The sequence below is a fragment of the Blastococcus saxobsidens DD2 genome (assembly GCF_000284015.1).
Taxonomy (GTDB): Bacteria; Actinomycetota; Actinomycetes; order Mycobacteriales; family Geodermatophilaceae; genus Blastococcus; species Blastococcus saxobsidens_A.
In genome coordinates this window covers 2039331-2064934 of the sequence record NC_016943.1, presented here as the reverse complement: position 1 = coordinate 2064934, position 25604 = coordinate 2039331, and the positions used below count along the sequence as shown (strand labels likewise).

Sequence of the window (25604 nt, the reverse complement as noted above, 5' to 3'; positions counted from 1 at the left end):
GTGATACCGTTCCGGCCATGGCGATGACCTTACGACTGACCGACGAGGAGACCGCCGCGCTGCGCGCACAGGCCGAGGCCGAGAAGCGGTCCATGCAGGACGTGGCCCGGCAGGCCATCCGCGACTACACCGCGAAGCAGAGCCACCAGGCGCGCGTCGCGGACGCCATCGCCTTCGTCATGGAGCACCACGAGGGCGCGCTCCGTGAGCTGCGCGACTTGTGACGGAGTATCTGACCGCGGATGATCTGCTGACCATCGCCGAAGCAGCTATCGGCGGTCGGGCAAAGGTGCGGGATGCGGGACTCCTCGCTTCAGCGGCGGCCCGCCCGCAAGCCACGGTCTTCGGCGACGACGCCTACCCGAGCGTGCACGAGAAGGCAGCGGCGCTGCTGCACGGCTTGGCCCGCAACCACGCGCTGGTCGACGGGAACAAGCGCACCGCGTGGGCCTCGACCGTCGCCTTCCTCCACCTCAACAGCGTGGAGAACCGGGCGCCGCAGCCCGAGGCGGTAGAGCTGGTGCTCGCCGTCGCCACCGGGAGGCTCGACGACGTGCAGGAGATCGCCGAGCGGTTGAGGAGCATGTGATGGCCGGGCACACCGAATCGGACTTCGAGGCCGCGATCGAGGCCCACCTCCTGCAGCACGGCTGGCGGCACGGCTCCCCCACCGACTACGACGTCGCCTTCAGCCTGGACCCGGTCCAGCTCGTCGAGTTCGTGCAGGAAACCCAGCCGAAGGTCTGGGCGAACCTCACCCAGCAGCACGGGGCGGCCGTCGTCCCCAAGGTCGTGAAGCGGATCGCCGACGAGATCGACGCACACGGCGTCGTCCAAGTACTCCGCCGTGGGGTGAAGGAGCGCGGCCAGCGCATCCAACTCGCCTTCTTCCGCCCCACCCACGGGCTCACGCCCGAGCTGGTGGAGAACTACGCGAGAAACCGGCTGCTCGTCTACCGCCAGCTGCACCACAGCGAGAGCTCACCGCACCAGTCGCTCGACCTGATGCTCGCCGTCAACGGCATCCCGGTCGCGACCGCCGAGCTCAAGAACCACTTCACCGGCCAGACCGTCGAGCACGCCAAGGCGCAGTACCGGGACCCGAAGCAACGGAATCCGGCCGACCGGATCTTCGCCCGCCGCGCGCTGGCCCACTTCGCCGTCGACCCCGACGTCGTCTTCATGACCACGAAGCTCGACGGCCCGAAGACCGTCTTCCTGCCGTTCAACCAGGGTTCGGACGGCCCGGGGCGCAAGGGCGGCAAGGGCAACCCGATCAACCCGAAGGGCCACCGCACCGCCTACCTGTGGGAGCAGGTGTGGGCACGCGACACCTGGCTGGACCTGCTGCACCGCTACGTGCAGGAGGAGGTGACCAAGCAGGGTGGCCGCAAGGTCCTCTTCCCCCGCTACCACCAGTGGGACGTCGTCGAGCGGCTCACCGCGCACGCCGCCGTCCACGGCGCCGGGCAGAGCTACCTGCTGCAGCACTCCGCCGGCTCGGGCAAGTCCAACTCGATCGCCTGGCTCGCCCACCGGCTGGCCGACCTGCACTCCCCCAGCGATGCCGCGGCCCTCGCCCCGGGCGCGCAGACCGGCACCGACGAGCTGGTCTTCGACAAGGTCGTCGTCATCACCGACCGGCGGGTGCTCGACACCCAGCTGCAGGCCACCATCTCCGGCTTCGAGCACGTCCAGGGGCTGCTGCAGCGGATCGACCAGGACTCCCAGCAGCTGAAGGCCGCTCTCGCCGACGCCAAGACGAAGATCATCATCACCACGCTGCAGAAGTTCCCGGTGATCGCGAAGGACGCCGCCGTCGTCGGCAAGCGGGTCGCGGTGATCGTGGACGAGGCCCACTCCTCGCAGTCCGGCGACGCCGCGCAGGGCCTGAAGAAGGTGCTCGGCGGCAGTGCGTCCAACGGCGCGGATCCGCTGACCGCCGCCGAGGCCGAGGCCGCCGGCGCGGAATCGGCGCAGGCCGACGACCAGGATCTTCTCGTCTCAGCCGTCACCGCCGCCGTGAACTCCGCGAACCCGGTCGCGGAGTCCGCCGAATCACGCGGTCGCAGCCCGAACCTGTCGTTCTTCGCCTTCACCGCGACGCCGAAGGGGAAGACGCTTCAGCTGTTCGGCACGCCGCGCGACGAGGCCGGGACGACGGTCTACGAGCCGTTCCACCTCTACTCGATGCGCCAGGCGATCGAGGAGGGCTTCATCCTCGACGTCCTGGCCAACTACGTGACCTACAAGCGCTACTACCGACTGGCCAACGGGCTGACCAGCGACGACCCCGAGGTGGAGAAGGGCAAGGCGGCCGTGGCGCTCGCCCGGTTCGTCGACCTGCACCCGTCGAACCTGGACCAGCGTGCCGAGATCATCATCGAGCACTTCCGCACCGTCACCGCGGGCAAGATCGGCGGCAAGGCCAAGGCGATGGTCGTGACCGGCAGCCGCCTGCACGCCGTCCGCTATCTGGCCGCCGTCCAGCGGTACCTGGACAAGAAACAGCTCACCGGCATCCGGGCGCTGGTCGCCTTCTCCGGCAGCGTCCTCGACTCCGACGTCCCTGGCGACCCGGTCACCGAGAGCGGACTCAACGGCTTTCCAGAGACGCAGACCAAGCAGCGCTTCCACGACGAGGGCCAGCTGCTGATCGTCGCCGAAAAGTACCAGACCGGGTTCGACGAGCCGCTGCTGCACACCATGTACGTGGACAAGAAGCTCGAGGGCGTCAAGGCGGTGCAGACCCTGTCCCGGCTCAACCGCATCCACGCCGGCAAGGAGGACACGTTCGTCCTCGACTTCCGGAACACCGCCGAGGAGATGCGCGCGCAGTTCGCCCCGTTCTACGAGACGAGCTGGACCGAGGAGACCGATCCGAACCTGCTCTACAACCTGCAGACCCGGATCGAGAACCACCATGTCATCGACCCGGAAGAGCAGCAGAAAGCGGTGACGGCGTTCCTGCTCGGCAACTCCGCGACGCACGCCACCGTGTCGGCCAACGTCGATCCTGCCGTCCTCCGCGCCGGCAACCTGCCCGAGCACGAGCTGGCCGACCTGCGCGACGCGCTGAAGGCCTTCGTCCGCGCGTACGCCTTCCTCGGTCAGGTCATGAAGTTCAGCGACGACGAGCTGGAGAGCCTCTACCTCTACGGGAAGCTGCTGCTGGCCAAGCTCAAGGAGTCCACCGGCGGCGGGGGCTCGATCGACCTCGGCGACACCGCGCTGGAGTTCATCGGCCACCAGGCCGGCACCGTCACCAGCGGCAGCAACGCCCCCGGGGAGAGCAGCGGCGAGATCGAGAGCTTCACCGGCGAGGGCCGCGGCGGCACCCTCGAAGAGGCGCTCATGATCAAGCTCTCCGAGCTGATCCAGACGTTCAACGCCGCGCACGGCATCGACCTCAGCCAGGCCGAGAGCCTGCTCATCTACGTCGGCGTGCCCAGCCACCTCTCCGACGACGAGGACGTGCAGCAGCGGGCGGCGGACAACACCGAAGAGCAGTTCTCCCTGACCATCCGGAAGGACGACATCGCCGGCGCGCTGTTCCAGAACCAGGAGAGCTCGAACAAGCTCCTCAAGGCGCTCCTGGAGAACGAGACCTTCGCCGACGCCGTCCAGAAGATCATCAGCACCGAGACCTGGAAGGCCGCCCGCCGCAAGCATGCAGAGGCTGCCGCATGACCCTCCGAAGCAGCGAGCACCACGGGAGACGGAGAGCATGAACCCTGTGCCGGAGGACCGCGAAGCGCTGTGGCCAAGTCGTCACCTCACCGATGGCCGTCTGGTCATCCTCCGGGGCACGGAGAACCCACACCAGACCGGTCAGTACGCGACTCCCGAGTGGGTGGAGCAGGTGCGCGACTGGGCTCTCAGCCTCGACTGGCTCGCGTGGTGCGGCCGTGAATGGTTGCGCCTCAGCACAGGACAGCAGTGGGGCATCGGCGTCCTGCTCTTCTTGTTCACGGGTGGCATCGCCCTCCTGCTGCCATTGGCCGGCGTCCTGCTGCATCGGTACCGCGAAGACCACCCTCGGGGTGAGCAGCCTGTGACCGCTGCTCCGGTCTCGCCGGAGGCGACTCTTGCCGCGTGGGACACGACCGAGGCACGGGTCGCCGGTGCCGCGAGTCGAGCCTGGCTCGAGACCATGCGCGAGCCGGCGTGGCATTCCCCTTTGCTCGCCCAGAGCCGCGCAGCCTTCGACGGACGGGCCGAGGTCGACCAGATCATCGACCTGGCGCTGCGCATCCGTACCGCTCGCGCCTCCCTCGGAGCACGACCCACCGGACCCGCCGCGGAGTACTGGGACCGCCAGCACGAGGCGCTGGAAGGCGCCGCCCGGCAACTGGGGCAGCGGGCCGACGCGCTCATCCGGTACCGGGACCAGGCCGCCCAGTTCTCCGCCGAACTGCAGCAGCTGAGCGAACTCGAGCGCCTCGAGCGCAGCGCCGCGGAGATCGACGGGCTCACCGCGGAGACGGCATACCCCTCGGGCCGGGGTGATGCCGGCATGCAATCGCTCACCGAGGAGATCGCCGGCATCCGGATGGCCATGACGGAGCTGGTGGATCTCATGACCCGGACCCGAGCACCACTCGACCAGCCACCCGACCCGATGCCGGGCGCGCGGTAACCGCATCGGCGCGACGACGGTTCGCTGAGCAGCAGAAATCCAGCTTCGGCTTGCAATCCGCGACGTTCGAATGAAGAACTTCGCCTGCGTAGAGGTCCACCCCAAGACCAAGAAGCTCCTGGTCGACGTCAAGGTGAACCCCGACGAGGTGAAGGTGGACAAGGAGTTCACTCGCAACGTGCGGGACCTGGGCCACTTCGGGACCGGCGACCTGGAGATCACCATCGGGGGCCCGGAGGCTCTCGCCAAGGCCTACGAACCGATCGCGAAGAGCTACGAGGCCAGCTGAACCGCCGGCGCCGGTCGGACGGTGATCAGCCGACCGGCGGAAGAGCCGGCGTCGCGTCCGTATGGCCGAAGTCGTCGCCCTTGAACAGGAGCGGCTTCCCGCTTTCCATGGCGAGCGCATAGGCGAAGCAGTCCCCGAAGTTGAGCCGCGCCGCGTGCCCGCTGCCTTTCCCGAAGTCCCGGTAGGCGGATCGAGCCACATGCGCCTGGTCGACCGACACGGGAACGATCTCCAGGCTCATGACCTGCAGCAACTCGTCGAAGCGTCGCCGCGCGACCGGGTCCCGCGTCGCATCGACGACTATGGCCGCCTCGAGATAGTTGGCGGCTGACATCTGCGGAGCGGTATCCGCGGCGAGCGCATCGATGAACGCCTCGGCGTCGGGCTCGTCACGGATGATGGCGATCAACGCCGATGCATCGACGATCACGCGGGCATGCCGGCGTCGTCGTACAGGAGGTCGCCGTGCTCGACGGTCGCCACGTCTCCCCGGAATCGGGGCGCGATCTCCTTGGCCACAGCTCTGATGCGGGCTGCGCGGTGCGCGGCCGTGTCCACCGGCGAGTCGACCTGGAGGCGGGCCAGCTTCTCCCGTAGGGCCTGGGCCACGGCAGCGGTTATCGACGTCCCGGTGACGGCGGCGACCCGACGCGCAAGGTCCTCCACCTCGGCGTTCTTGATGTTGAGACTCATGGTGGAAACCTACAATTCTCCTCCACCCTTCCACCACGACGTAGGAGGTGCCGCAGCGGACGGGCAGCAGCGTCCTTCGCTCGCGCCGCGACAGGTCGCCATCCTCGCGTTGTGGTCGCCGTCCTCGCGCTGCAGCACGAGGTCGGCAGCGGCACGGTGAGGATCGCGGTCACGAATCGCTCGTCGCCGGCAGAACGGTCACCAACGCATGTGCCGGGCGCCCTGCCGGGTACGGCGTCGCGCATGGCCCCTCCTCTGACCGACGCCGTCGTCGTCGACGTCCTGCGCCGGGTCGACCGGCTGCTCACCCCGCTGGCGACCCGGCTGGGCCGCCCACCGTCGCTGTCGCGGGCCGAGCGCGACCACTGGTGGGCCGAGCGGGTGTCCCGGGTGGCGGCGGGGGTGTCCGCCGCGCCCCGGCTCGCCGGGAAGCTCGCCGACCTGCTGCCGCTGCAGAACACCGTCGGCACCGCGGTGCAGTCGCTCGTGGTGCTCGGGGTGGCCGGGGAGCACGGCGTCGAGGCGCCGGCCGAGCGGATCTCCCTGCTGGCCCGGGTACTCCTCGGCCGGGAGCTGCCGCCGGAGCAGGTCGAGCCGCTGCTCGCCCGCACCAGGGGGACCTACGCGGAGGGGACACTCGGCCCCCGCGAGGAGCGCCGCGGGGCCAAGGGCGCCGCCCGCACCCTGTGGCGCGCGGCCCGGCTGCTCGCCCGCATCGACGACGCCCTCGACGCCCGGCCCAAGGGCCGGTTGTTCGCGCGCGGCGTGTCGAACCTGCCGGTCGTCGGCGTGCTCGGCGGTTATGCCGCCGAGCGCGTGGCCCTGCGCCGCGCCGCCGCGCGCGCCGCGGACCTGCTCGAGGGCAGGCTCACGACCGGTCGGGGGCGAGGTTGGTGAAGACCTCGCGCGTCGCCGTCGACCGGTTCATGGTGATGAAGTGGATGCCGGGCACGCCCTCGTCCAGCAGCCGCCGGCACAGCTCCGTGGCCACCTCGACGCCGTAGGCGCGGACCGCGGCCTTGTCCTCCGGGCGCTCACCGTCGAGCTCGGCGAACCGCTCGACCAGGTCCGCCGGGAAGGCCTGACCGGACAGTTCCACGATGCGGGTGATCTGCCGGACGTCGGTCACCGGCATGACACCGGCGATCAGCGGGACGTCGCAGCCCCGGGCGACGACCCGGTCCCGCAGCCGCAGGTAGTCCTCGGCCCGGAAGAACATCTGCGTGACCGCGAAGTCCGCCCCTGCCCGGCACTTGGCCACGAACATGTCGACGTCGGTGTCGACGTCCGGTGACCTCGGGTGCCGCTCGGGGAAGGCGGCCACGCCCACGCAGAAGTCGCCGATCGACCGGATCAGCTCGACCAGCTCCGCGGCGTAGCGCAGCCCCGCGGGGTGGGCGATCCACTCCGCCTGCGGGTCGGCACCGGGCGGGTCGCCGCGCAGGGCCAGCAGGTTGCGGACGCCGGCCGCCGCCAGCCGGCTGACCACGTGACGCAGCTCGGCGACGCTGTGGTCGACGGCGGTCAGATGTGCCAGCGGCGTCATCGTCGTCTCGGCGGCGATCCGCTCGGTCATCGCGACGGTGCCCTCGCGGGTGGAGCCACCGGCCCCGTAGGTGACCGACACGAACGACGGGCGCAGCCGCTCGAGCTCACGCAGCGCCGTCCAGAGCTGCTCCTCCCCCGCCGGCGTCTTCGGCGGGAAGAACTCGAACGACCACGTCGGGCGGCCGGTGGCGAGCAGCTCGCGAACGGTCGGGGTCACGGCATCCGAGGGTACGGCGGCCGTCCGCGGACTCCCTCGGCCGTACCGCGGAATCTCCGCCGTCGAGGTGCATCCGCGCCCGGACCGGGCACCGAAGAGGCCGTGAACCGCAGACCTCGGACGGGAGCAGCGATGCAGTGGAGCACGGCAGGCACCCTGCTGGTGGGGCCGCGCCCCACCGTGTTGGGCGATACTCACTCCATGACCGCAGGGGCGCAGCAGCGCGAGTCCGCCCGCCCCGCACCTCCGTCGGACGCCGCCGACCTCGACCGGCTCCGGGCCGCCGTCGCCGCCGCGCTCACCGACTTCCTCGAGATGCAGCGGGCCACCCTCGCGGGCATGGACCCGAGCCTGGTGCCGGTCGTCGACGAGGTCCGCGCGGTCGCCGAGGGCGGCAAGAAGCTGCGCCCCTCCTTCGCCTACTGGGGCTGGCGCGGCGCCTGCGGCCAGGGCCTGGGTACCGCTGAGGACGACGACGCGGTGCTCCGCGCGGTCGCCGCGCTGGAGTTCGTGCACGCGAGCGCGCTGGTGCACGACGACGTCATGGACGCCGCCGGAACGCGCCGGGGACGGCCCACCACGCACATCGGCTTCGCCGACCGGCACACCACCCACGGCTTCTCCGGCGACCAGGAGCTGTTCGGCGTCGGCGCGGCCATCCTCGTGGGCGACCTGGCGCTGGTCTGGTCCGACGAGATGCTCCGCTGCTCCGGCATCTCCGAGGCCGCGCTGGGCCGCGCCCGTGCGGTCTGGGACACCATGCGCACCGAGGTCACCGCGGGCCAGTACCTCGACCTGCTGCGCGCCGCCGGCGGGCTCCCCGGCTCCGACGGAGCGCTGACCGTCGCCCGCTACAAGAGCGCCGGCTACACGGTGCAGCGCCCGCTGCAGCTCGGCGCGGCGATCGCCGGGGCGGGTCCCGCCGTCGTGGAGGCGTTCGCCGCCGTCGGCCTGCCGCTGGGCGAGGCCTTCCAGCTGCGCGACGACCTGCTCGGCGTCTTCGGCGATCCGGAGATCACCGGCAAGTCCGCCGACGACGACCTGCGCGAGGGCAAGCAGACGCTGCTGGTCGCGCTGGCCGAGGAGGCGACGGACGACGCGGGCCGCGGGCTGCTCGGCCGGCTGCTGGGCAACCCCGACGCGGGCGCCGACGACTTCGCGGCCCTGCGCGAGCTGCTGGTGGTCACCGGCGCCCGCGACCGGGTGGAGGAGCGCATCACCCGGCGCACCGCCGAGGCCCGCGAGGCCATCGCCGAGGCGCCCATCGCCGACGACGCCCGCGCCGCGCTGGACGCGCTCGCGGTCGCCGCCACCACCCGTACCGCCTGATGGTCCGCCGCGTCCCCGGGCGCACCGACCGGGTCGTCGTCGTCGGCGCGGGACTGGCCGGGCTGGCCGCCGCGCTCCGCCTGCGCGGGGCCGGCCGCGAGGTGACGGTCGTCGAGCGCGGCGACAGGCCGGGCGGGCGCGCGGGCCGGGTGGAGCGGGCGGGCTACGCCCTGGACACCGGCCCCTCGGTGTTCACCGCACCGGAGGTCCTCGCGGACACCCTCGCCGCGGTCGGCGAGAAGCTCGAGGACCGGCTGACCATGATCCCCCTGGAGACCAGCTACCGGGCGCAGTTCGCCGACGGCAGCCAGCTGGACGTGCACGCCGATCCCGACGCCTTCGCCGCGGAGGTCGCCGCGCTGTGCGGTCCGGGCGAGGCCGCCGCCCTGCGCCGCTACCTGGCCGACCTGGCCGAGCTGTACCGGCTGCAGCTGACCACCTTCATCGACCGGAACCTCGACTCCCCGCTGGACCTCCTGGGCCCGGAGCTGGTGACCCTCGCCCGGCGCGGTGGGTTCGACCGGCTGTCCCGGCACGTCGGCAGGTACTTCGGCGACGACCGGCTGCGCCGGCTGTTCAGCTTCCAGGCGCTCTACGCCGGCGTGAGCCCGTTCCGGGCCATCGCCGCCTACGCGGTGATCGCGCAGCTCGACATCGGCGCCGGCGTCTGGCACCCGGCCGGCGGGATCGCCGCGGTACCGCGCGCCCTGGCCGACGCCGCGGCCCACGCCGGGGTCGAGTTCCGGTACGGGCAGGCGGTGGCGGAGCTCAGCGCGGCCGGCGGCCGGGTGGACGGCGTCGTCCTGGCCGACGGCGACCGGCTGCCCGCCGACGCCGTCGTCGTCACCACCGACGCGCCGCACACCCTGGTGCCGGGCCTCCGCGGGCCGCGCCGGCCGGTGTACTCGCCGTCCTGCGTCGCGCTGCACCTGGGCGTCCGGACGGAGCTGGCCGGCCAGGCGCACCACACGATCAGCTTCGGCGCCGCGTGGGAGCAGGTGTTCGACGAGCTGACTCCGGGCGGGCGGCTGCTCGGCGGGGGTCCCGGGGCTCGGCGGGGGAAGATCATGAGCGACCCGAGCCTGCTGATCAGCATGCCGTCGGTGACCGACCGCTCGCTGGCCCCGGAGGGCGGCCAGGTGCTCAGCGTGGTCGCCCCCACGCCGAACCTCGACCCGCGCAGCGGCGGCAACCCGCACCTGGACTGGGACGTGCTCGGCCCGCGCTACCGCGAGGAGCTGCTGGGCACCCTGGAGACACGCGGGTTCACCGGCGTGACCGACGCGATCGAGGTGGAGCACATGGACACCCCGCTGACCTGGGCCGCGCAGGGCATGGCCGCCGGCACCCCGTTCGCGCTGGCGCACACGTTCGGCCAGACCGGCCCCTTCCGCACGCCGACGCTCCCCCGTCGCGGGCCGGAGAACGTGGTGCTGGCCGGCTCCTCGGTGCAGCCCGGGGTCGGCGTCCCGATGGTGCTGATGAGCGGCCGGCTGGCCGCCGAGCGGATCACCGGGCCGGTGGGACGGTGACGGCGCTGCGGCCTCCGGGCACCCAGGCGCACCGCCAGGAGCAGCTGCGGGCGGCCTACCGGCACTGCGCGTCGATCGCCGCCGAGCACGGCAAGAGCTATCACCTGGCCACCCGGCTGCTGACGCCCGACCGCCGCCCGGCGGTCCACGCGCTCTACGCCGCCGCCCGCGTGGCCGACGACCTGGTCGACGTGCCCGGTGCCGACCCGGCCGGCGACCTGGTGGAGTGGTCCCGCGCCGTGCTCGCCGAGCTGGAGTCGGGCTGGTCCGACGACCCGGTGCGGCTGGCGCTGGTGCACACCTACCGCCGCTACGACATCCCGGTCGAACACCTCGTCGACTTCCTCGCGGCGATGACCAGCGACCTCGACGTCAGCGGCTACGCGGACCTGGCCGCCCTCGACCGGTACATGTGGGGCTCGGCGTCGGTGATCGGGCTGCAGGTGCTGCCGGTCCTCGGCACCGCGCCCGGGGTGGCCCGCGAGGAGGCCGCGCCGCACGCCATCGCCCTCGGCGAGGCCTTCCAGCTGACCAACTTCCTGCGCGACGTCGCCGAGGACGCCGACCGCGGCCGGGTGTACCTGCCGGCCGACCTGATGGCCGCCCACGGCGTCACCCGCGAGCAGCTGACGGAGAAGCGGCACGACGCCAACGTCCGCGAGCTGATGCGCGAGATGGTGGCGGTCGTGCGCCGCCGGTACGACGACGCCGCGCCCGGGACGCCGATGCTGGCGCCCGAGTCCCGCGACTGCGTGCGGGCCGCCACCGCGCTGTACGGCGGCATCCTCACCGAGATCGAGCGCGCCGACTACCGGGTGCTCGACGGCCGGGTGTCGGTGTCCAGGCCCCGCCGCCTGGCGGTGTTCGCCCGGCGGTTGGCCGCAGCCCAGCTGGCCAGGGTCAGGGTGACCATGGCGAACCCGAAGAGCAGGTCCTCCACCGGCGCGTAGGCGATGCGGGGGCCCCAGATCGTGGCCTCGTCGTAGGTGACCACGTCCAGCCCGGTGAGCACGCCGTTCATCAGCAGCTGGAAGAAGATGACGATCGCGTAGGCGGTCCAGAACACCTTCCGGGTCACCATGCGGGTCCGGTAGACGGCCAGGTCGATCGCCAGGACCGCGATCACCGCGGTCACCGCGAGGGCGCTGTAGCTCACCGGCGCTCGGCCTCCTCCGCCGGGTAGCCGGCGTCCCAGCCGGTCACCTTCCGCACCGCCTCCAGCGCCAGCACCGAGCACAGCGGGACGACGAGGAAGAACAGCACCTCCTCGACGGGGATGCCGCCGGGCAGCCGGACGCCGAGGGTGCGGGTGGCCGAGTAGTCCCAGTGCCCCTGGGCGATCGCGTACAGCACCCAGACGACGAAGACGACGAACTCCGGCACGACGGCCAGCAGCAGCCGACGCCAGCGCGCGTAGACCCGGACCCCGAGGAACAGCTCCAGCGGCGCGGTGACCAGCAGGCAGCCGGCCAGCAGGCCCAGGTAGGTCAGCTGCTCCACGTTCCCGGCTTCCGTCCCCGGCCCGCTCGCGGATGCACCCGGCTCAGAGAGCCAGGGCCTGGGCCCGCCGGGTGACCTCGGTGTGCCGGTTGTCCCGCAACGCCTGCACCGGGGTGCCGGGAAGTGACTCGTCCTCGCGGAACAGCCAGTCGAAGGCCTCCTCGTCGCTGAAGCCGCCGTCGCTGAGCACGGTGAGCAGACCGGGCAGGTGCTTGAGCACCACGCCGTCCTGGACGAACTCCGCCGGGATCCTGGCGTTCCCGCTGCCGGGGACGGCCATCAGCTTCCGGTCGCGCAGCAACTGCCGGACCCGGTTCGGCGAGGTGCCCAGCAGCTGGGCGACCTCCACGGGGGTGAGCGTGTCCATAGAGTACGAGCCTATGGCGACCATCGGACCAGCCGACAGCCCGGTGCCGGGACAGCCTGTGCAGGACGGCGGCGCGGAGGTCGCCGAGGATCCGCGCCCGGAGATGCCCTACCTCGACCTGGCGCTCCTGGAGGCCCGGTCGCGGGAGCTGCTGCCCGAGCCGGTCTACGACTACTACGCCGGCGGCGCCGAGACCGAGACGACGATGCGCGAGGCGACCGAGGCCTGGCGCGCGTGGCGGCTGCGGCCGCGGGTGCTGCGCGGGATCACCACGGCGCAGCTGGGCACCGAGCTGCTCGGCGCACCGGTGCGCGCGCCGATCGGCATCGCCCCGTGGGCCTACCAGGCGATGGCGCACCCCGACGGGGAGCTGGCCACCGCCCGCGCCGCCGCCGCCACGGGCGCGCTGATGACCGTGTCGACCAGCGCCAACAACAGCCTCGAGGAGGTGGCCGCGGCCGCCCCGGGCAGCCCGCAGTGGTTCCAGCTGTACCGGCTGCACTCCGAACGGCACACCGACGACCTCGCCCGGCGCGCCGGCGACGCCGGCTACCGCGCCCTCGTCCTCACCGTCGACGTCCCCGTGCTGGGCCGCCGCCGGCGGGACATGGAACACGACTTCGTCCACCGCGCCGGCGTCCGGATGGCCAACCGGCCGCCGGAGGGCGAGGAGCCGACGCTGGACGGCCTGGCGACCGCGACCTGGACCTTCGACGAGATCGCCCGCTTCGGCGAGCTGTCCGGGCTGCCTGTGGTGGTCAAGGGCGTCCTGCGCGGTGACGACGCCGTCAGCTGCGTGCAGGCCGGCGCCGCCGCGGTCTGGGTCACCACCCACGGCGGCCGCCAGGCCGACCCGGCCGTCTCCAGCGCGTACGCCCTGCCGGAGGTCGTCGACGCCGTCGGGGACGACGTCAAGGTCTACGTCGACGGCGGGATCCGCTCCGGCTCGGACGCGCTCACCGCGCTCGCCCTGGGCGCCGACGCGGTGTTCCTCGGGCGGCCGATCGCCTGGGGGCTCACCACCGGGGGCGAGCGCGGGGTCGCCGGCGTGCTCGACGGGCTGACCGAGGAACTGGCGCACGCGATGGTGATGTGCGGCCTGCCCGACGTGCGGTCGGTCCCGCGGGACACCGTGACCCCGGCGCGGTGATCCGCCCGGCGGGTGCTGGGTGGCGCGTCGAGGTGGCCACCGGTCGGCGGACCCAGTACCACCGGCCGAGCGGGTCGTCGTCGAGCGCCTCGGGAGCGGCCCGCGACCGCATGTCGATCCCGTTACCGTGCTGGCCGTCGTCGTTTTCCGGCGGGGCCTCGGGGCACCCGGCCCGGGCGCTCACCTGGGCGCACCGCGTCCGCTGAACCCCGGCGACCGGTACCGAGGCCGACTCCGGAGGCACGATGGACGTCCTGCAGACCCTGCTCTACGGCCTGGTGGCCGGCGCCATCGGGACCGTGCTGTTCACCGCCGTGGAGTACATCGAGAAGGCGGTGACCCGGCGCCCGGCCAGTCTGGTGCCCGGCAAGGTGCTCGTCGCCATGACCGGCGGGGATCCGCAGACCGACGTGGAGCGCGCCCGGAAGTGGAACCTGCCGACGCACTTCCTGCACGGCACCATGCTGGGTGTGGTGCTGGCGGCCCTGTCCCTGTTCGGCTGGTCCGCCGTGGTGACGACCGTGGTGTTCTACGTCGTCCTGCTCGGCGGCGACTGGATGATGTACAGCGCGCTCGGCGTCACCAAGCCCTCGGAGTGGAGCGCCGCCGATTGGGCCCGCGAACTGGTCCTCAAGGCGTTCTTCGCCTTCTTCGTCGCCTTCGCGTTCTACACGCTCGTGAACCTTTTCTAACCACCGGTGTCCCGGTCCCTCGGGAAGGAGGGAGCGTCGGTGTGCGTGATCCGGCGCACCTGACCACGCGCACCAGCCGTACCAGGCGCCACCGGGACCGCGTGGTGGGACCCGGCCGACCGGTACCCCTCCTACACTCGGCCGGGTGGACACCGCCGTGACCGACCCCGTGGTCGGCCTCGTTCTCGAGGGGCGCTACCGCCTCGAGGAGCGGTTGGCGCGCGGCGGCATGTCCACCGTCTACGCCGCCACCGACCTGCGCCTGCACCGGACCGTCGCGGTCAAGGTCATGGCCGAGCACCTGGCCCACGACCCGACGTTCGTCGACCGGTTCACCCGCGAGGCGCGCGCCGCGGCGATGCTCAGCCACGTCAACGTGGTGTCGGTCAGCGACCAGGGCAGCGACCAGGGGCTGGTCTTCCTGGTCATGGAGCTGGTCCGCGGCCGCACGCTGCGCGACCTGCTCAGCGCCCGCGGCCGGCTGACCGTCGCCGAGGCGTTGGCCGTCCTCGAACCGGTGCTGGCCGGGCTCACCGCCGCGCACCGCGCCGGCATCGTGCACCGCGACATCAAGCCCGAGAACGTGCTGATCGGCGTCGACGGCGTGGTGAAGGTGGCCGACTTCGGGCTCGCCCGCGCCGTCGTCGGCACCGGGCAGACCAGCCAGACCGGCGGCGTGCTGATCGGCACCGTCGCCTACCTCTCCCCCGAGCAGCTCGAACGCGGCCGTGCCGACGCCCGCAGCGACATCTACGCCGCCGGCATCGTGCTGTACGAGATGCTCACCGGGCACCCGCCCTTCGGTGGGGACACCCCGCTGGCCGTGGCCTACCAGCACGTCCACCACGACGTGCCCGCGCCGTCCGCCGAGGTCCCGGGCCTGCCCTGGCAGGTCGACGAGCTGGTCGCCCGCACCACGCGGCGCGACCCCGCCGGCCGCCCGATCGACGCCGGCGCGTTCCTGGCCGAGCTCGCCGACGTCCGCAAGGACCTCGGCATCGAGCCGGTCCCGGTGCCCACCGGCCAGGGCAGCGCCCGCCCGGACACGCTGCGGCCCACCAACCGGCCCACCCGGCCCCGCCCGCACGACCGGCACCCGAGCGCCCCGGGCACCGAGGTGCTCGCCGGCCGGGCGTCCCGCGGCGGGCGCACCAGCATGCTGCCGGGCATGGGCGCCGGCCCCACCACCGACGTGCACGGCCGCCGGCCCGGTCCCGCCCGGCCCCGCCCGGGGGTCCCCGACCACGTCCGCCGCCGCCGCACGCGGCTCGCGGTGGCGATCGTGCTGCTGTTGGCGATCACCATCGGCGCCGTCGGCTGGTGGCTGGGCGAGGGCCGCTGGGCCGCGGTGCCGTCCCTCGCCGGCAAGGAGGAGACCAGCGCCATCGACCTCCTCCAGAGCGCCGGTCTCGACCCCGACCCGGTGGTCGCCGAGTGGAGCGAGACGGTGCCCGAGGGCGTGGTCATCGCCACGGAGCCGGCGTCGGGCGAGTTCATCCGCGGCACCGACGTCCGCGTCGTCGTCTCCAAGGGCGCCGAGCGGTACACCATCGCGCCGGAGCTGGTGGGCCGGCCGATCGACGAGGTCGAAGCCGCCATCCAGCAGGACGTCCCGGTGCAGCTGGCCCGCGGTGAGGACTACGACGACGACCTCGCCCCCGGCCTGGTGGTCCGTTTCGACCCGCCGGCGGGCACCGAGCTCAAGCGCGACCAGGTCGTCACCGCCGTCGTGAGCCAGGGCCGGGCCCCGGTCGCGGTGCCCGACGTCACCGGGCAGACGCCGGATCAGGCGACGAGCAACCTCCAGGGCCTGGGCTTCACCGTGGAGCGGATCGAGGACGGCCGCAGCGACCAGGTCGACGTCGGCGAGGTCATGGCCGTCGATCCCGCTCCCGCCGCCGGACCGGTGCCCTACGGCAGCACCGTGCGGATCCAGGTCTCGGCCGGCGTCCCGCTGGTCACGGTGCCCGACGTCGTCGGGAAGACCGGCGACGAGGCCGCGACCATCCTGCAGGCCGCCGGTCTGCAGGTGGAGGCCACCCGCTTCTTCGGCAACAACGTCCTGCGGCAGAGCCCGGCGGCCGGTGAGACGGTCGAGCGCGGCACCCCCGTCACCATCCTCCTGAGCTTCGGATAGGCGCCTCCCTCCCTTGTCGAACACCTCTCCCGGTGTGCCGCCCGTCGGCGCACACATCCAGATCAAGGGCGGTCTGGCCAAGGGCGGCCTCACCTACACCGACGCCGTCGCCGCCCGCGCCGTGCAGGTCTTCGTGGGCAACCCGAGGGGCTGGCGGCTCACCGACGGCGACCCGGAGCAGGACGCGCTGTTCACCGCCGGCTGCGCCGAGCGGGGCGTGCCCTCGTTCATCCACACGCCGTTCCTGGTCAACGTCGGCTCGCCGACCGAGGCCACCGTCGAGCAGTCGATCGCCGCCATCGAGCACAACCTGCGCCGCGGCGCCCGGCTGGGCTGCCAGGGCGTCGTCGTGCACGCCGGGTCGGCCGTCGGCGAGGACCGCTACGAGGCCGCGCTCCGCCAGCTGCACGAGCGGCTGCTGCCGGTGCTGGAGGCCGCACCCGCCGACGGACCACGGCTGCTGATCGAGCCGACCGCGGGCGGCGGCAAGGCGCTGGCGGCCACCGTCGAGGACCTGGGCCCGTACTTCGCGGCGCTGGAGGACCACCCCCTGCTCGGCGTCTGCTTCGACACCTGCCACGTCTGGGCCGCCGGGCACGACCTGTCGGTGCCGGGCGGCATGAGCGCCACCCTGGACGCCGTGGAGGCCACCGTCGGCCCCGGCCGGCTGGGCCTGGTGCACGTCAACGACTCGCTCGACGAGTGCGGCTCCAAGCGCGACCGGCACACCACCATCGGTGCCGGGACCATCTCCGGCGGCGCCTACGGCACCGGCCCGTTCGCCGAGCTGATGCGGCACCGGACGACCGCCGGCGTCCCGATGGTCGTGGAGACGCCCAGCCTGCGCGACGGCGACCCGTGCGGTGGCCACGCCGCGGACATCGCCTTGCTGAACTCGCTGCGCGACGCGGTGGACGACGCCGCCGCCTGACCGCCCCGCGACGCTGTGCGCCGATGCGTAGTTCCGGGCCGGATGGTGCGCATCAGCGCACAACGCGCGCCCGCAGTAGTCGGAGCCGGGCGGCGTGGACGCCCAGGATGTCCCGGCGGCAGGCTTCGGGTGACCGCGTCATCCGGGCGTAGCTGAGGCGGAGGGTCTGCCAGCCGGCCGTCGCCACCAGGGCGTCCCGCTCGATGTCGGCCTCCCGCTGAGCACGCGACCCGTGCCAGGCGGAGCCGTCCATCTCCACTGCCAGCATCGACTCCTCGCAGGCGGCGTCGAGCACGAAGCTCCGTCCCCCGGCCGTGACCCGGCGCTGCTGCACGAAGGTCGGCATGCCAGGGGCGCGGAGGACGTGGAGGCAGCCCCAGATCTCCAGCTCGCTCTGGCAGCCGTCCGCAAGCAGTTCGACGAGCCGGGTGAGCTCTGGTCGACCGCGCAGCTGCGGCCGCCCGGCCAGCTCGAGTCGCAGGTCCCGGGGCGAGCACGACCGGCGACGAACGGCGGTGATGGCCGCTGCCCTGACCTGCGACCGGGGCAGCACGGACGGTACGGCCCAGGTGTCGACTACCGCCCGCTCGACGGAGCTCACCGCAAGCCCGTCGATCCGGCGCCGATCCGCCCAGGCACCGGCCGCCCGATGCACGACCACACCCGGCGAACCACGACCGCTCCGCCCCGGTTCGACGCTGACGTGCACGGCCCCGGGCGGGTGGGTGACCAGGTCCCACAAAGCCAGCGCCGTCACGTGGCTGGCGACCGCCTCACGCCCGTCGAGCGTCGCAGCCACCCTGACCCGCCACTCGCGGGCGACGGCGGGGAGTGCGAAGAGGCCCGGGGCGAGGCGCACGAGCCTGCCCGCAGCGATCCAGTTCCGCACGGTGCTGCGGCTGACGCAGGACAGCAGCTCGGGACCGGCGATCCAGCCGGTCTCACCGAGCAGCGGTTGGGGGTCGTGCGCCACGTTTCCAGCCTGACGGTCGCCCCACCGCCGTGGCTGCATCGTCAGAGATCTGTGGACAGCGGCCGACGATGGGCGCCGATGCGCAGTTCCGGGCGGCGGAACTGCGCATCAGCGCCCGATGTCAGCGGTCGAGCAGCTCGGCGAGCACGTCGGCGGCGCGCTCGATGCCGGCCCGGTCGACGTCCAGGTGCGTGACCAGCCGGATGCGACGGGCGCTCACCTGGCTGACCAGCACGCCCTGCGCCTTGGCCGCCTCGGCGACCAGCGGTGCGGCGACGTCGTCGAGCACGACCATGTTGGTGTGGACGGTGGCGCGGTCGACACCGAGCCGCTCGGCCAGCAGCTGCGCGTGCTGGTGGTCCTCGCCGAGCCGCGGCAGGTGGTGGTCCAGGGCGTACCGGCAGGCGGCGGCCAGCACGCCGACCTGGCGCATCCCGCCGCCGAGGCGCTTCCGCCACAGCCGCGCGGTGGCGATCCGCTCCGCCGAGGACACCAGCACCGAGCCGACCGGCGTCCCCAGGCCCTTGGAGAAGCAGACCGAGGCGGTGTCGGCCAGCCCGCCGTAGGTGGAGAGCGCGACGCCGGAGGCGACGTGCGCGTTCCAGATGCGGGCTCCGTCGAGGTGGACAGCCACCCCCGCACCGCGGGACCAGTCCCAGAGCTCCTGCAGCTCGTCGAGGGGCTGGACGAGCCCGCCGCCGCGGTTGTGGGTGTTCTCCACCGCGATCGCCGCGGTGGCGGTCAGGTGCCAGTTGTCCTGCGGCCGCACCTGCTCGATCAGCTGCGCGGCGTCGAGCCGGCCGCCACCCGACACCACGGTCCGCGTCGAGATGCCGAAGATCGCCGCCGCCGCCCCCATCTCGTAGGTCACCACGTGGGCGTCGGCGTCGCAGAGGATCTCCTGGCCGGGCTCGCAGACCAGGCGCATGCCGATCTGGTTGCCCATGGTCCCCGAGGGCACGAACAGCGCGGCCTCGTGGCCGAACATGGCGGCCACCCGCTCCTCGAGCGCGGTGACCGTGGGGTCCTCGGCGTAGACGTCGTCGCCCACCTCGGCCTCGGCCATGGCCCGGCGCATGCCGGGCGTGGGCTTCGTGACCGTGTCGGATCGCAGGTCGACGAGGTCAGTCCGCCGGAGGCGGTCGGGTTCCCCAGCGGAGCTGTGTGGACTACCCACGCAGCATCTCCGCGACGAGGAAGGCCAGCTCCAGCGACTGCCCGGTGTTCAGCCGCGGGTCGCAGGCGGTCTCGTAGCGGCTGTTGAGGTCCTCGTCGCTGATCTCCATCGCGCCGCCGAGGCACTCGGTGACGTCCTCGCCGGTGAGCTCGACGTGGATGCCCCCCGGCCAGGTGCCCAGGGCGCGGTGGACGTCGAAGAAGCCGAGCACCTCGTCGACGACGCGGTCGAAGTGCCGGGTCTTGTAGCCGGTGGAGGACTCGTGGGTGTTGCCGTGCATCGGGTCGCACTGCCACACCACGTGATGCCCGCTCGCGGTCACCTTCTCCACGATGCCGGGCAGGACGTCGCGGATCTTGCCGTTGCCCATCCGGCTGATCAGGGTGAGCTTGCCGGGGACGCCGTCGGGATCCAGTCGCTCGACGAGCTCGGCGGCCTGCTCCGGCGTCGTCGTGGGGCCGATCTTCACCCCGACCGGGTTGGCCAGCTGGGAGACGAACTCGATGTGCGCGCCGTCCATCTGGCGGGTGCGCTCCCCCACCCACACGAAGTGGGCGGAGAGCGCGTACGGCCGCCCCTCGTGCATGCGCAGCAGCGCCCGCTCGTAGTCGAGGATCAGCGCCTCGTGCGAGTTGTACAGCTCCACCCCGCGCAGCGCGTCGGAGTCGATGCCGCACGCCTTCATGAAGGCCAGCGCGCGGTCGATCTCCCGGGCGATGACCTCGTAGCGCACGCCGGCCGGGGAGCTGGCCACGAAGTCCCGGTTCCAGTCGTGCACGGCGTGCAGGTCGGCCAGACCCCCGCGCGCGTACGCCCGGATCATGTTCATGGCGGCGGCGGAGTTCGCGTAGGCGCGCACCAGCCGGTACGGATCGGGGATCCGCTTCTCCAGCACCGGCTCCAGGTCGTTGACCATGTCACCGCGGTAGGAGGGCAGCCCGAGGGCGTCGGTGTCCGAGGACCGGGGCTTGGCGTACTGGCCGGCCACCCGGCCGACCTTCACCACCGGCACGCTGGCGCCGTAGGTGAGGACCACGGCCATCTGCAGCAGCGTGCGGGTGGTGGCCTGCAGATGCGGCTCGGTGTTGAGGTCGAAGGTCTCCGCGCAGTCCCCGCCCTGGAGCAGGAAGGCCTTGCCGAGGGCGACGTCGGCCAGCTGGGAGCGGAGCGTGTCCACCTCGGCGGGGGCGACGATGGGCGGCACCGTGGAGAGCGTCTCCAGCACGGCGTCGAGCGCCGCCCGGTCGGGCCAGCGCGGCTGCTGGGCGGCGGGCAGTTCCCGCCACCTGTCCAGGCCGGGCACCGTCTGCGCGGATTCGGGGAGACTCACACCGACTCCTCGCCGGCGCCCGTCAGCGGTGCTCGCCAGACCGCTCTGCCCATTGGTTCGCTCGCACGCTCGCTCACACCCCAGAGGGTACGGCGGTCGCGATCCTCCCCCGAGGCCGTGTCGTGCGAAGCGCACCCTCAGCCGAAGAACACCTCCGCTTCGGCGTACCGCTCGGGCGGCACCAGCTTGAGCTGCGCCGTAGCCGTCGACAGGGGTACGCGGACGATGTCGGTGCCGCGCAGGGCGACCATCACCCCGCTCTCCCCGGCGTGCACCGCGTCCACGGCAGCCAGGCCGAACCGGGTGGCCAGCACCCGGTCGAAGGGCGACGGCGTGCCGCCGCGCTGCACGTGCCCGAGGACGACGGCCCGCGATTCCCGGCCGGTGCGCTCCTCGATCAGCGCCGCCAGGGCCGGGCCGATGCCACCCAGCCGGACGTGGCCGAACGCGTCCTCGTCCCCCGTCGAGAGCATCAGGTCGCCGTCCCTCGGCGTGGCCCCCTCCGAGACGACCACGATCGGCGAGTACCCCGACTCGAAGCGGTGCAGGCAGTGCGCGACGACGCCGTCGACGTCGAACGGGTGCTCCGGGATGAGGACGACGCTGGCCCCGCCGGCCATGCCCGCGTGCAGCGCGATCCAGCCCGCGTGCCGCCCCATGACCTCGACGACGAGCGTGCGGTGGTGGCTGTCCCCGGTGGTGTGCAGCCGGTCGATGGCCTCCATGGCCACGCCGACGGCGGTGTCGAAGCCGAACGTGTAGTCGGTGGCGTCCAGGTCGTTGTCGATGGTCTTCGGCACGCCCACCATCCGCACCCCGGTCTCGGCCAGCCGGGTGGCCACCCCCAGGGTGTCCTCCCCGCCGATCGGCACGAGCGCGTCGATCCCGAGCCGCCCGAGGGTCTCCCGCACCCGCTCCGGCCCGCCTTCGACGGAGTACGGGTTGGTGCGGGAGGTGCCGAGCACGGTGCCGCCACGGGGCAGCAGGCCGCGCACCGCGGCGAGGTCCACCGGGACGGTGTCGCCGTCGAGCACCCCGCGCCAGCCGTCGCGGAAGCCGACGATCTCGTCCCCGTACTCGGTCACCCCCTTGCGCACCACGGCGCGGATGACGGCGTTCAGCCCCGGGCAGTCGCCTCCGCCGGTGAGGATGCCGATGCGCATGGACACCTCCGGGGAGCTCCGTCGCCTGGGGCCGCCATGATGCCGCAGGTCCGGCCGTCGGAGGGGGATTCCGGCGCCCCGCTCCAGGGACGGCACACCCAGGTACCGAATCCGCTGTGACCTGCCGAGAGAGACGTCGGCGGGTGGCACCGGGCCGCCGTCGACGACCTGGAAGGCCGAACATGCGTTGGATGACCCCGCCCCCCTGGGCCCGCCCCTCCTCGTGGGGCATCCGCGCGAAGGTGACAGCTCTCGCGGTGAGCAGCGTGGTCGTCACCGGGGTCGCGATGGGCGGGGTGAGCGCCTGGCAGAGCAGCAACTTCGCCGACGCGGCCGCCCAGGACATGGACACCCTGGTGGCCGAGGACATCAACCGCGCCGCTCGGGGCGCCTACGACCTCGTGGCCACCCAGGGCGCCTCGACGGCGATGAAGGTCGACTACGACCTGAACGCGGCCCGGTACGTCCTGCAGCAGGCCGGGGGCTTCGCGATCGACGACTCCCGGGCGAACCCGGTCGCCTGGGACGCCAAGAACCAGATGAACGGCGAGGTCACCCCGGTGGTGCTGCCCCGCGTGCTGGTCGGCGGCGAGTGGCTGGGCCAGAACAGCGACGTCGCCGTGCCCACCGCCGTCGTCGACGACATCATGTCGATGGTCGGGGCCACCGTGACCATCTTCCAGAAGACGCCCGAGGGCAACTTCCTGCGCGTGGCGACGAACGTGCAGGCCGCCTCGGGGTCGCGTGCCATCGGCACCTACATCCCGGCCACCAATCCCGACGGGCAGCCGAACCCGGTCGCCGCCGCGGTGAGCAGCGGCCAGACCTTCCGGGGCAACGCGTTCGTCGTCGACTCGTGGCTGGTGTCGGCCTACGAGCCGATCCTGGGCCCCGCCGGTGACGTGATCGGCGTCCTCTACGTCGGCGTGAAGCAGGAGAACCTGCCCGCTCTCCGCCAGGGCCTCGAGGCCACCACCATCGGCGAGAACGGCCACATCGAGGTCTACGGCGGCACGGGCGACCGCGCCGGCACCGTCCTGGTCAGCCCCGAGGGGGTGCGGGACGGCGAGCAGCTGATCGAGGCCACCGATGCCGACGGCGCCCCGTACGTGCAGCAGATCGTCGACGCCGCGGTCCAGCTGCAGGACGGCGAGCAGGCCACCGTGCGCTACGTCGACCCGGAGCTGGGCCCGACGACGGCCCGCGTCTCCTACTACGCGCCGTGGGACTGGGTGATCACCGCCGTCACCCGCGACGCGGACTTCGCCGGCGCCAAGGACGCGCTGGACGAGGGCCGCACCTCGATGGTCTGGGCGATGGTGCTCGCCGCGGCGGTCATCGCCATCGTGGGCGGGGTGATCTCGCTGTGGATCGGACGCCGGCTCACCCAGCCGCTGATGCGCCTGCGCGACCGCATGGCCGAGATCGCCGACGGCGAGGGCGACCTCACCCAGCGGATGGACGACTCGAGCAGCGACGAGGTCGGACAGCTGTCGGGGGCGTTCAACCGCTTCGTCGAGAAGGTGGCGGGCACGGTCCGGGACATCCACCGGTGCGCCCAGCAGGTGGCCGTCTCCGCGGCCGGTGTCTCCACGGTGGCCGACGGGCTCGCCCAGCGGGCCGCCCGCAGCCGGGACCAGGCACAGGGCGCCCACGGGGTCGCCGCCGAGATCAGCAGCAGCGTGTCGTCGGCCGCGGCCGGCGCCGAGGAGATGGGTGTCTCCATCACCGAGATCGCCCGCAGTGCCGCCGAGGCGGCCGAGGTCGGCCGTCAGGCCGCCTCGCTGGCGGAGCAGACCGAGTCGACCATCGCCGCCCTGGGTGCCAGCTCGGCCGAGATCGGCGACGTCGTCAAGGTGATCTCCGGGGTGGCGGAGCAGACCAACCTGCTGGCCCTCAACGCCACCATCGAGGCGGCGCGCGCCGGTGACGCGGGCAAGGGCTTCGCCGTCGTCGCCAACGAGGTCAAAGGAGCTGGCGCAGGAGGCGGCGAAGGCGAGCGAGGAGATCGCCCAGCGGGTGACGGGCATCCAGGCCGAGACCACGGCGGCGGTGCGCTCCATTTCCCAGATCGCCGAGGTGGTCCGCTCGATCAACGACCACCAGACCACGATCGCCAGCGCGGTGGAGGAGCAGACGGCCACGACCCGCGAGCTCACCCGCAGCGTGGCCACGGCCGCGCAGGGTGCCGGCACGGTGACCACCACGCTGACGACGGTCAGCCAGGACGCCGACGACAGCGCCACCGACGTCGAGCGCGCCCGCTCGGCGGCCCAGGAGCTGGACGGGCTGTCCCGCGAGCTCAACCGGCTGCTGGGGGCCTTCACGGTCTAGCGACCGCCGTCTGGGCACGTCAGCCCCTCTCCCATCCCGGGAGGGGGGCTTTCGTGCACACCGGTCAGCTGCCGGCGGCCTCGATCGCCTGCCAGCGCGCGAGGTTGTAGCGGGCGTCGACCAGGGCGTCGTGCGTGCCGGCCGGCTTGGGCGGCAGCGGCGGCTGCCCGCGGTCGTCCCACCGTTGGCGCAGCTCGCGGGTGAACCGCGGGATCGGCCGGGGCAGCGCCGGCATGGCACCCCAGAGCTGGCACAGCGCCACGTGGTCGTAGGCGGCCAACCAGGCCCACAGCTCGATCTCCTCCCCGGGGCCGGTCAGGAAGGCCAGCAGGTCCTCGCGGATCCGCTCGCGGCTGCGCCACGCCTTGTCCGCCGGCGGGGGCAGCTGGTCCAGGACGTTGCGGCGCACCCACGGAATCGCCTTGTCCGGGTCGAACTGGGTGCTGACGGCGTAGAACTCCCGCCCCGTCTCGTCGACGACACCGATCGACACCAGGTCGATGGTGCTGCCGTCCTCGATGAACTCGGTGTCGTAGAAGAAGCGCCGCACCGGCCAACCGTAGGCGAGGGCTCGGCGCTGCTCCGCCGACGATGTGCGCCGGCGCCCGGTTCCCGGTCGCAGAACGGGGCGTCAGCGCCCACGCTCACACCACCGATCAGGCGGCGGTGCCCGTCGAGCGGTCACCCACCGAGTTCGCGCCGAACTCCCGCCCGTTCAGGGCCTGGATGTCCCGCTCGAGCTGCGGCACCCGCGTGGCCGAGACCGCCATCGCGACCTTCTCGGCCACGACACCGGTGACCAGCTGGCGGAGCGCCGCCACGGTGCCGACCGACCGCGGCACGAACACCCGGCGTCCCCGGGTCTCGAGGTTCTCGACGAGGGCGTCGGCGCAGTCCTCGACCGAGGTGAAGGCGCCGAGCGGCCCGGGGAGCTGCTGACGGGTGGCCTTGAAGGTGGGCAGCGCCTCCTCCGTGTCCCGGACCATGTCGGTGTCGATCCAGGTCGGGTGCGCGCTGGCCACGGTGACCCCGCGGTAGGCGACCTCGAGGCGGAGAGCGTCCCCGAACCGCTCGACGCCGGCCTTGGACGCGCAGTACGCGCTCATCCCGGGCAGCACGGTGAAGGCCGCCGCGGAGGAGATCAGCAGCACGTGCCCCCGGCGCTTCGCGATCTCGGGCAGGGCCGCGTGGGTGGTCAGCATCGCCCCGATCAGGTTGACCTCGATGGTCCTCGCCAGCGCGTGCGCCGAACTGGTCATGACCGTGGTCAGCGGGGCGATGCCGGCATTGGCGACGACGATGTCCAGCCCGCCGAAGGTGTCGACCGTCCGCTGGACGGCCGCCTCGAGCGCGTCGGCGTCGGTGACGTCGGCCTCCACCCACAGGTGCTCGGGGCCGAGGTCCGCGGCGACCTCCGCCAGCTGCTCGGGCTCCAGCCCGACCAGCGCGATCCGCGCCCCGCGGGCGGCGGCGCGGCGGGCCAGCTCGGCGCCGATGCCCCGGGCGGCACCGGTGATGAGCACCGACTTCCCGGCGAGGGACGTGCGGGTGCGCTTGCCGAGACCGGCCATGGCTGCTCCTCCAGAGATCGTCGCGCTCGATT

The 25604-nt window shown here is 72.8% G+C and carries 25 protein-coding genes and 1 pseudogene; 14 read left to right on the top strand and 12 right to left on the bottom strand.

What is annotated here, in order from left to right; translation table 11 throughout:
• Positions 1 to 17 precede the first annotated feature (17 nt).
• The 5 genes from BLASA_RS09735 to BLASA_RS09715 all read left to right on the top strand — a co-directional run bounded on the left by BLASA_RS09735 (position 18) and on the right by BLASA_RS09715 (position 4928).
• Positions 18 to 224 carry a ribbon-helix-helix protein, CopG family gene (locus BLASA_RS09735; RefSeq protein WP_014375954.1) on the top strand — a complete coding sequence of 69 codons (207 nt, stop codon included), beginning with the start codon at positions 18 to 20 and terminating at the stop codon, positions 222 to 224.
• Positions 221 to 589: a type II toxin-antitoxin system death-on-curing family toxin gene (locus tag BLASA_RS09730; RefSeq protein ID WP_014375953.1), complete on the top strand. Its 369-nt coding sequence runs from the start codon at positions 221 to 223 to the stop codon at positions 587 to 589. Before BLASA_RS09735 ends, BLASA_RS09730 begins: the two co-directional genes overlap by 4 nt.
• The gene (locus tag BLASA_RS09725; protein WP_014375952.1) at positions 589 to 3690 is read left to right on the top strand and encodes a type I restriction endonuclease subunit R; all 3102 of its coding nucleotides are present in this window, start codon (positions 589 to 591) and stop codon (positions 3688 to 3690) included. The genes BLASA_RS09730 and BLASA_RS09725 overlap by 1 nt, the downstream gene beginning before the upstream one ends.
• Positions 3691 to 3727: 37 nt before the next feature.
• Positions 3728 to 4639, top strand: coding sequence for a hypothetical protein (locus BLASA_RS09720; protein ID WP_041775702.1), 912 nt, complete (start codon positions 3728 to 3730; stop codon positions 4637 to 4639).
• Positions 4640 to 4709: 70 nt separating this feature from the next.
• Positions 4710 to 4928, top strand: coding sequence for a transporter (locus BLASA_RS09715; protein ID WP_014375950.1), 219 nt, complete (start codon positions 4710 to 4712; stop codon positions 4926 to 4928).
• A 25-nt stretch (positions 4929 to 4953) separates the two neighbouring features.
• On the opposite strand, the gene BLASA_RS09710 is transcribed toward BLASA_RS09715, so the two are convergent.
• Both BLASA_RS09710 and BLASA_RS09705 read right to left on the bottom strand, forming a co-directional pair.
• Positions 4954 to 5358: a type II toxin-antitoxin system VapC family toxin gene (locus BLASA_RS09710; protein WP_014375949.1), complete on the bottom strand. Its 405-nt coding sequence runs from the start codon at positions 5356 to 5358 to the stop codon at positions 4954 to 4956.
• The gene (locus tag BLASA_RS09705; RefSeq protein ID WP_014375948.1) at positions 5355 to 5621 is read right to left on the bottom strand and encodes a type II toxin-antitoxin system VapB family antitoxin; all 267 of its coding nucleotides are present in this window, start codon (positions 5619 to 5621) and stop codon (positions 5355 to 5357) included. Before BLASA_RS09705 ends, BLASA_RS09710 begins: the two co-directional genes overlap by 4 nt.
• A gap of 243 nt (positions 5622 to 5864) precedes the next feature.
• Here BLASA_RS09705 and BLASA_RS09700 point away from each other — a divergent pair, with 243 nt between their 5' ends.
• A complete protein-coding gene (locus BLASA_RS09700; RefSeq protein ID WP_014375947.1) occupies positions 5865 to 6518 on the top strand; it encodes a hypothetical protein in 654 nt (217 codons plus the stop codon).
• Here the strand turns inward: BLASA_RS09700 and metF are convergent.
• Positions 6490 to 7386, bottom strand: coding sequence for a methylenetetrahydrofolate reductase [NAD(P)H] (gene metF, locus BLASA_RS09695; RefSeq protein WP_014375946.1), 897 nt, complete (start codon positions 7384 to 7386; stop codon positions 6490 to 6492). The two genes, BLASA_RS09700 and metF, sit on opposite strands and share 29 nt — an antisense overlap.
• 201 nt (positions 7387 to 7587) lie before the next feature.
• On the opposite strand from metF, the gene BLASA_RS09690 reads away from it, so the two are divergent.
• Genes BLASA_RS09690 through BLASA_RS09680 form a run of 3 tightly spaced genes read left to right on the top strand, consistent with a single transcriptional unit; the run spans position 7588 to position 11197 of the window.
• On the top strand, positions 7588 to 8715 hold the full coding sequence (locus BLASA_RS09690; RefSeq protein WP_014375945.1) for a polyprenyl synthetase family protein: 1128 nt from the start codon (positions 7588 to 7590) through the stop codon (positions 8713 to 8715).
• Positions 8715 to 10247 (top strand): phytoene desaturase family protein, encoded by a 1533-nt coding sequence (gene crtI, locus BLASA_RS09685; RefSeq protein WP_014375944.1) that lies wholly within the window; start codon positions 8715 to 8717, stop codon positions 10245 to 10247. The genes BLASA_RS09690 and crtI overlap by 1 nt, the downstream gene beginning before the upstream one ends.
• Positions 10244 to 11197 (top strand): phytoene/squalene synthase family protein, encoded by a 954-nt coding sequence (locus BLASA_RS09680; RefSeq protein ID WP_014375943.1) that lies wholly within the window; start codon positions 10244 to 10246, stop codon positions 11195 to 11197. Before crtI ends, BLASA_RS09680 begins: the two co-directional genes overlap by 4 nt.
• On the opposite strand, the pseudogene BLASA_RS25925 reads toward BLASA_RS09680, so the two are convergent.
• The 3 genes and pseudogenes from BLASA_RS25925 to BLASA_RS09670 form a co-directional block, all read right to left on the bottom strand.
• A pseudogene (locus BLASA_RS25925) lies at positions 11194 to 11373 on the bottom strand (lycopene cyclase domain-containing protein); the annotation flags it as partial. The gene BLASA_RS09680 and the pseudogene BLASA_RS25925 overlap by 4 nt on opposite strands.
• A gap of 26 nt (positions 11374 to 11399) precedes the next feature.
• Positions 11400 to 11747, bottom strand: coding sequence for a lycopene cyclase domain-containing protein (locus BLASA_RS09675; protein ID WP_014375942.1), 348 nt, complete (start codon positions 11745 to 11747; stop codon positions 11400 to 11402).
• Positions 11748 to 11790: 43 nt separating this feature from the next.
• Positions 11791 to 12114 carry an Rv2175c family DNA-binding protein gene (locus BLASA_RS09670; protein ID WP_014375941.1) on the bottom strand — a complete coding sequence of 108 codons (324 nt, stop codon included), beginning with the start codon at positions 12112 to 12114 and terminating at the stop codon, positions 11791 to 11793.
• A gap of 13 nt (positions 12115 to 12127) precedes the next feature.
• On the opposite strand from BLASA_RS09670, the gene BLASA_RS09665 reads away from it, so the two are divergent.
• The 4 genes from BLASA_RS09665 to BLASA_RS09650 all read left to right on the top strand — a co-directional run bounded on the left by BLASA_RS09665 (position 12128) and on the right by BLASA_RS09650 (position 17024).
• Complete coding sequence (locus tag BLASA_RS09665; RefSeq protein ID WP_166486527.1) at positions 12128 to 13264, top strand: alpha-hydroxy acid oxidase; 1137 nt, start codon at positions 12128 to 12130, stop codon at positions 13262 to 13264.
• A 245-nt stretch (positions 13265 to 13509) separates the two neighbouring features.
• Positions 13510 to 13956 (top strand): hypothetical protein, encoded by a 447-nt coding sequence (locus BLASA_RS09660; RefSeq protein ID WP_014375939.1) that lies wholly within the window; start codon positions 13510 to 13512, stop codon positions 13954 to 13956.
• 145 nt (positions 13957 to 14101) lie between these two features.
• Positions 14102 to 16093, top strand: coding sequence for a Stk1 family PASTA domain-containing Ser/Thr kinase (gene pknB, locus BLASA_RS09655; RefSeq protein ID WP_014375938.1), 1992 nt, complete (start codon positions 14102 to 14104; stop codon positions 16091 to 16093).
• A 13-nt stretch (positions 16094 to 16106) separates the two neighbouring features.
• Entirely contained in the window at positions 16107 to 17024 is a 918-nt protein-coding gene (locus BLASA_RS09650) for a deoxyribonuclease IV (protein WP_231839597.1), read from the top strand.
• A 52-nt stretch (positions 17025 to 17076) separates the two neighbouring features.
• On the opposite strand, the gene BLASA_RS09645 is transcribed toward BLASA_RS09650, so the two are convergent.
• From BLASA_RS09645 to BLASA_RS09630, 4 genes are all read right to left on the bottom strand, one after another.
• Positions 17077 to 17997 (bottom strand): DUF559 domain-containing protein, encoded by a 921-nt coding sequence (locus BLASA_RS09645; protein ID WP_014375936.1) that lies wholly within the window; start codon positions 17995 to 17997, stop codon positions 17077 to 17079.
• Between the two features lie 121 nt (positions 17998 to 18118).
• Positions 18119 to 19174: a threonine aldolase family protein gene (locus BLASA_RS09640; RefSeq protein WP_014375935.1), complete on the bottom strand. Its 1056-nt coding sequence runs from the start codon at positions 19172 to 19174 to the stop codon at positions 18119 to 18121.
• A complete protein-coding gene (locus BLASA_RS09635; protein ID WP_014375934.1) occupies positions 19167 to 20504 on the bottom strand; it encodes a class II 3-deoxy-7-phosphoheptulonate synthase in 1338 nt (445 codons plus the stop codon). Before BLASA_RS09635 ends, BLASA_RS09640 begins: the two co-directional genes overlap by 8 nt.
• Positions 20505 to 20641: 137 nt before the next feature.
• Positions 20642 to 21667: a 6-phosphofructokinase gene (locus BLASA_RS09630; RefSeq protein WP_014375933.1), complete on the bottom strand. Its 1026-nt coding sequence runs from the start codon at positions 21665 to 21667 to the stop codon at positions 20642 to 20644.
• A 191-nt stretch (positions 21668 to 21858) separates the two neighbouring features.
• On the opposite strand from BLASA_RS09630, the gene BLASA_RS09625 reads away from it, so the two are divergent.
• Entirely contained in the window at positions 21859 to 24111 is a 2253-nt protein-coding gene (locus BLASA_RS09625) for a methyl-accepting chemotaxis protein (protein ID WP_231839596.1), read from the top strand.
• Here BLASA_RS09625 and BLASA_RS09620 read toward each other — a convergent pair.
• Positions 24066 to 24551: a polyadenylate-specific 3'-exoribonuclease AS gene (locus BLASA_RS09620; protein ID WP_014375931.1), complete on the bottom strand. Its 486-nt coding sequence runs from the start codon at positions 24549 to 24551 to the stop codon at positions 24066 to 24068. The genes BLASA_RS09625 and BLASA_RS09620 overlap by 46 nt on opposite strands.
• A gap of 106 nt (positions 24552 to 24657) precedes the next feature.
• Positions 24658 to 25572, bottom strand: coding sequence for an SDR family oxidoreductase (locus BLASA_RS09615; RefSeq protein WP_014375930.1), 915 nt, complete (start codon positions 25570 to 25572; stop codon positions 24658 to 24660).
• Between the last annotated feature and the right edge of the window lie 32 nt (positions 25573 to 25604).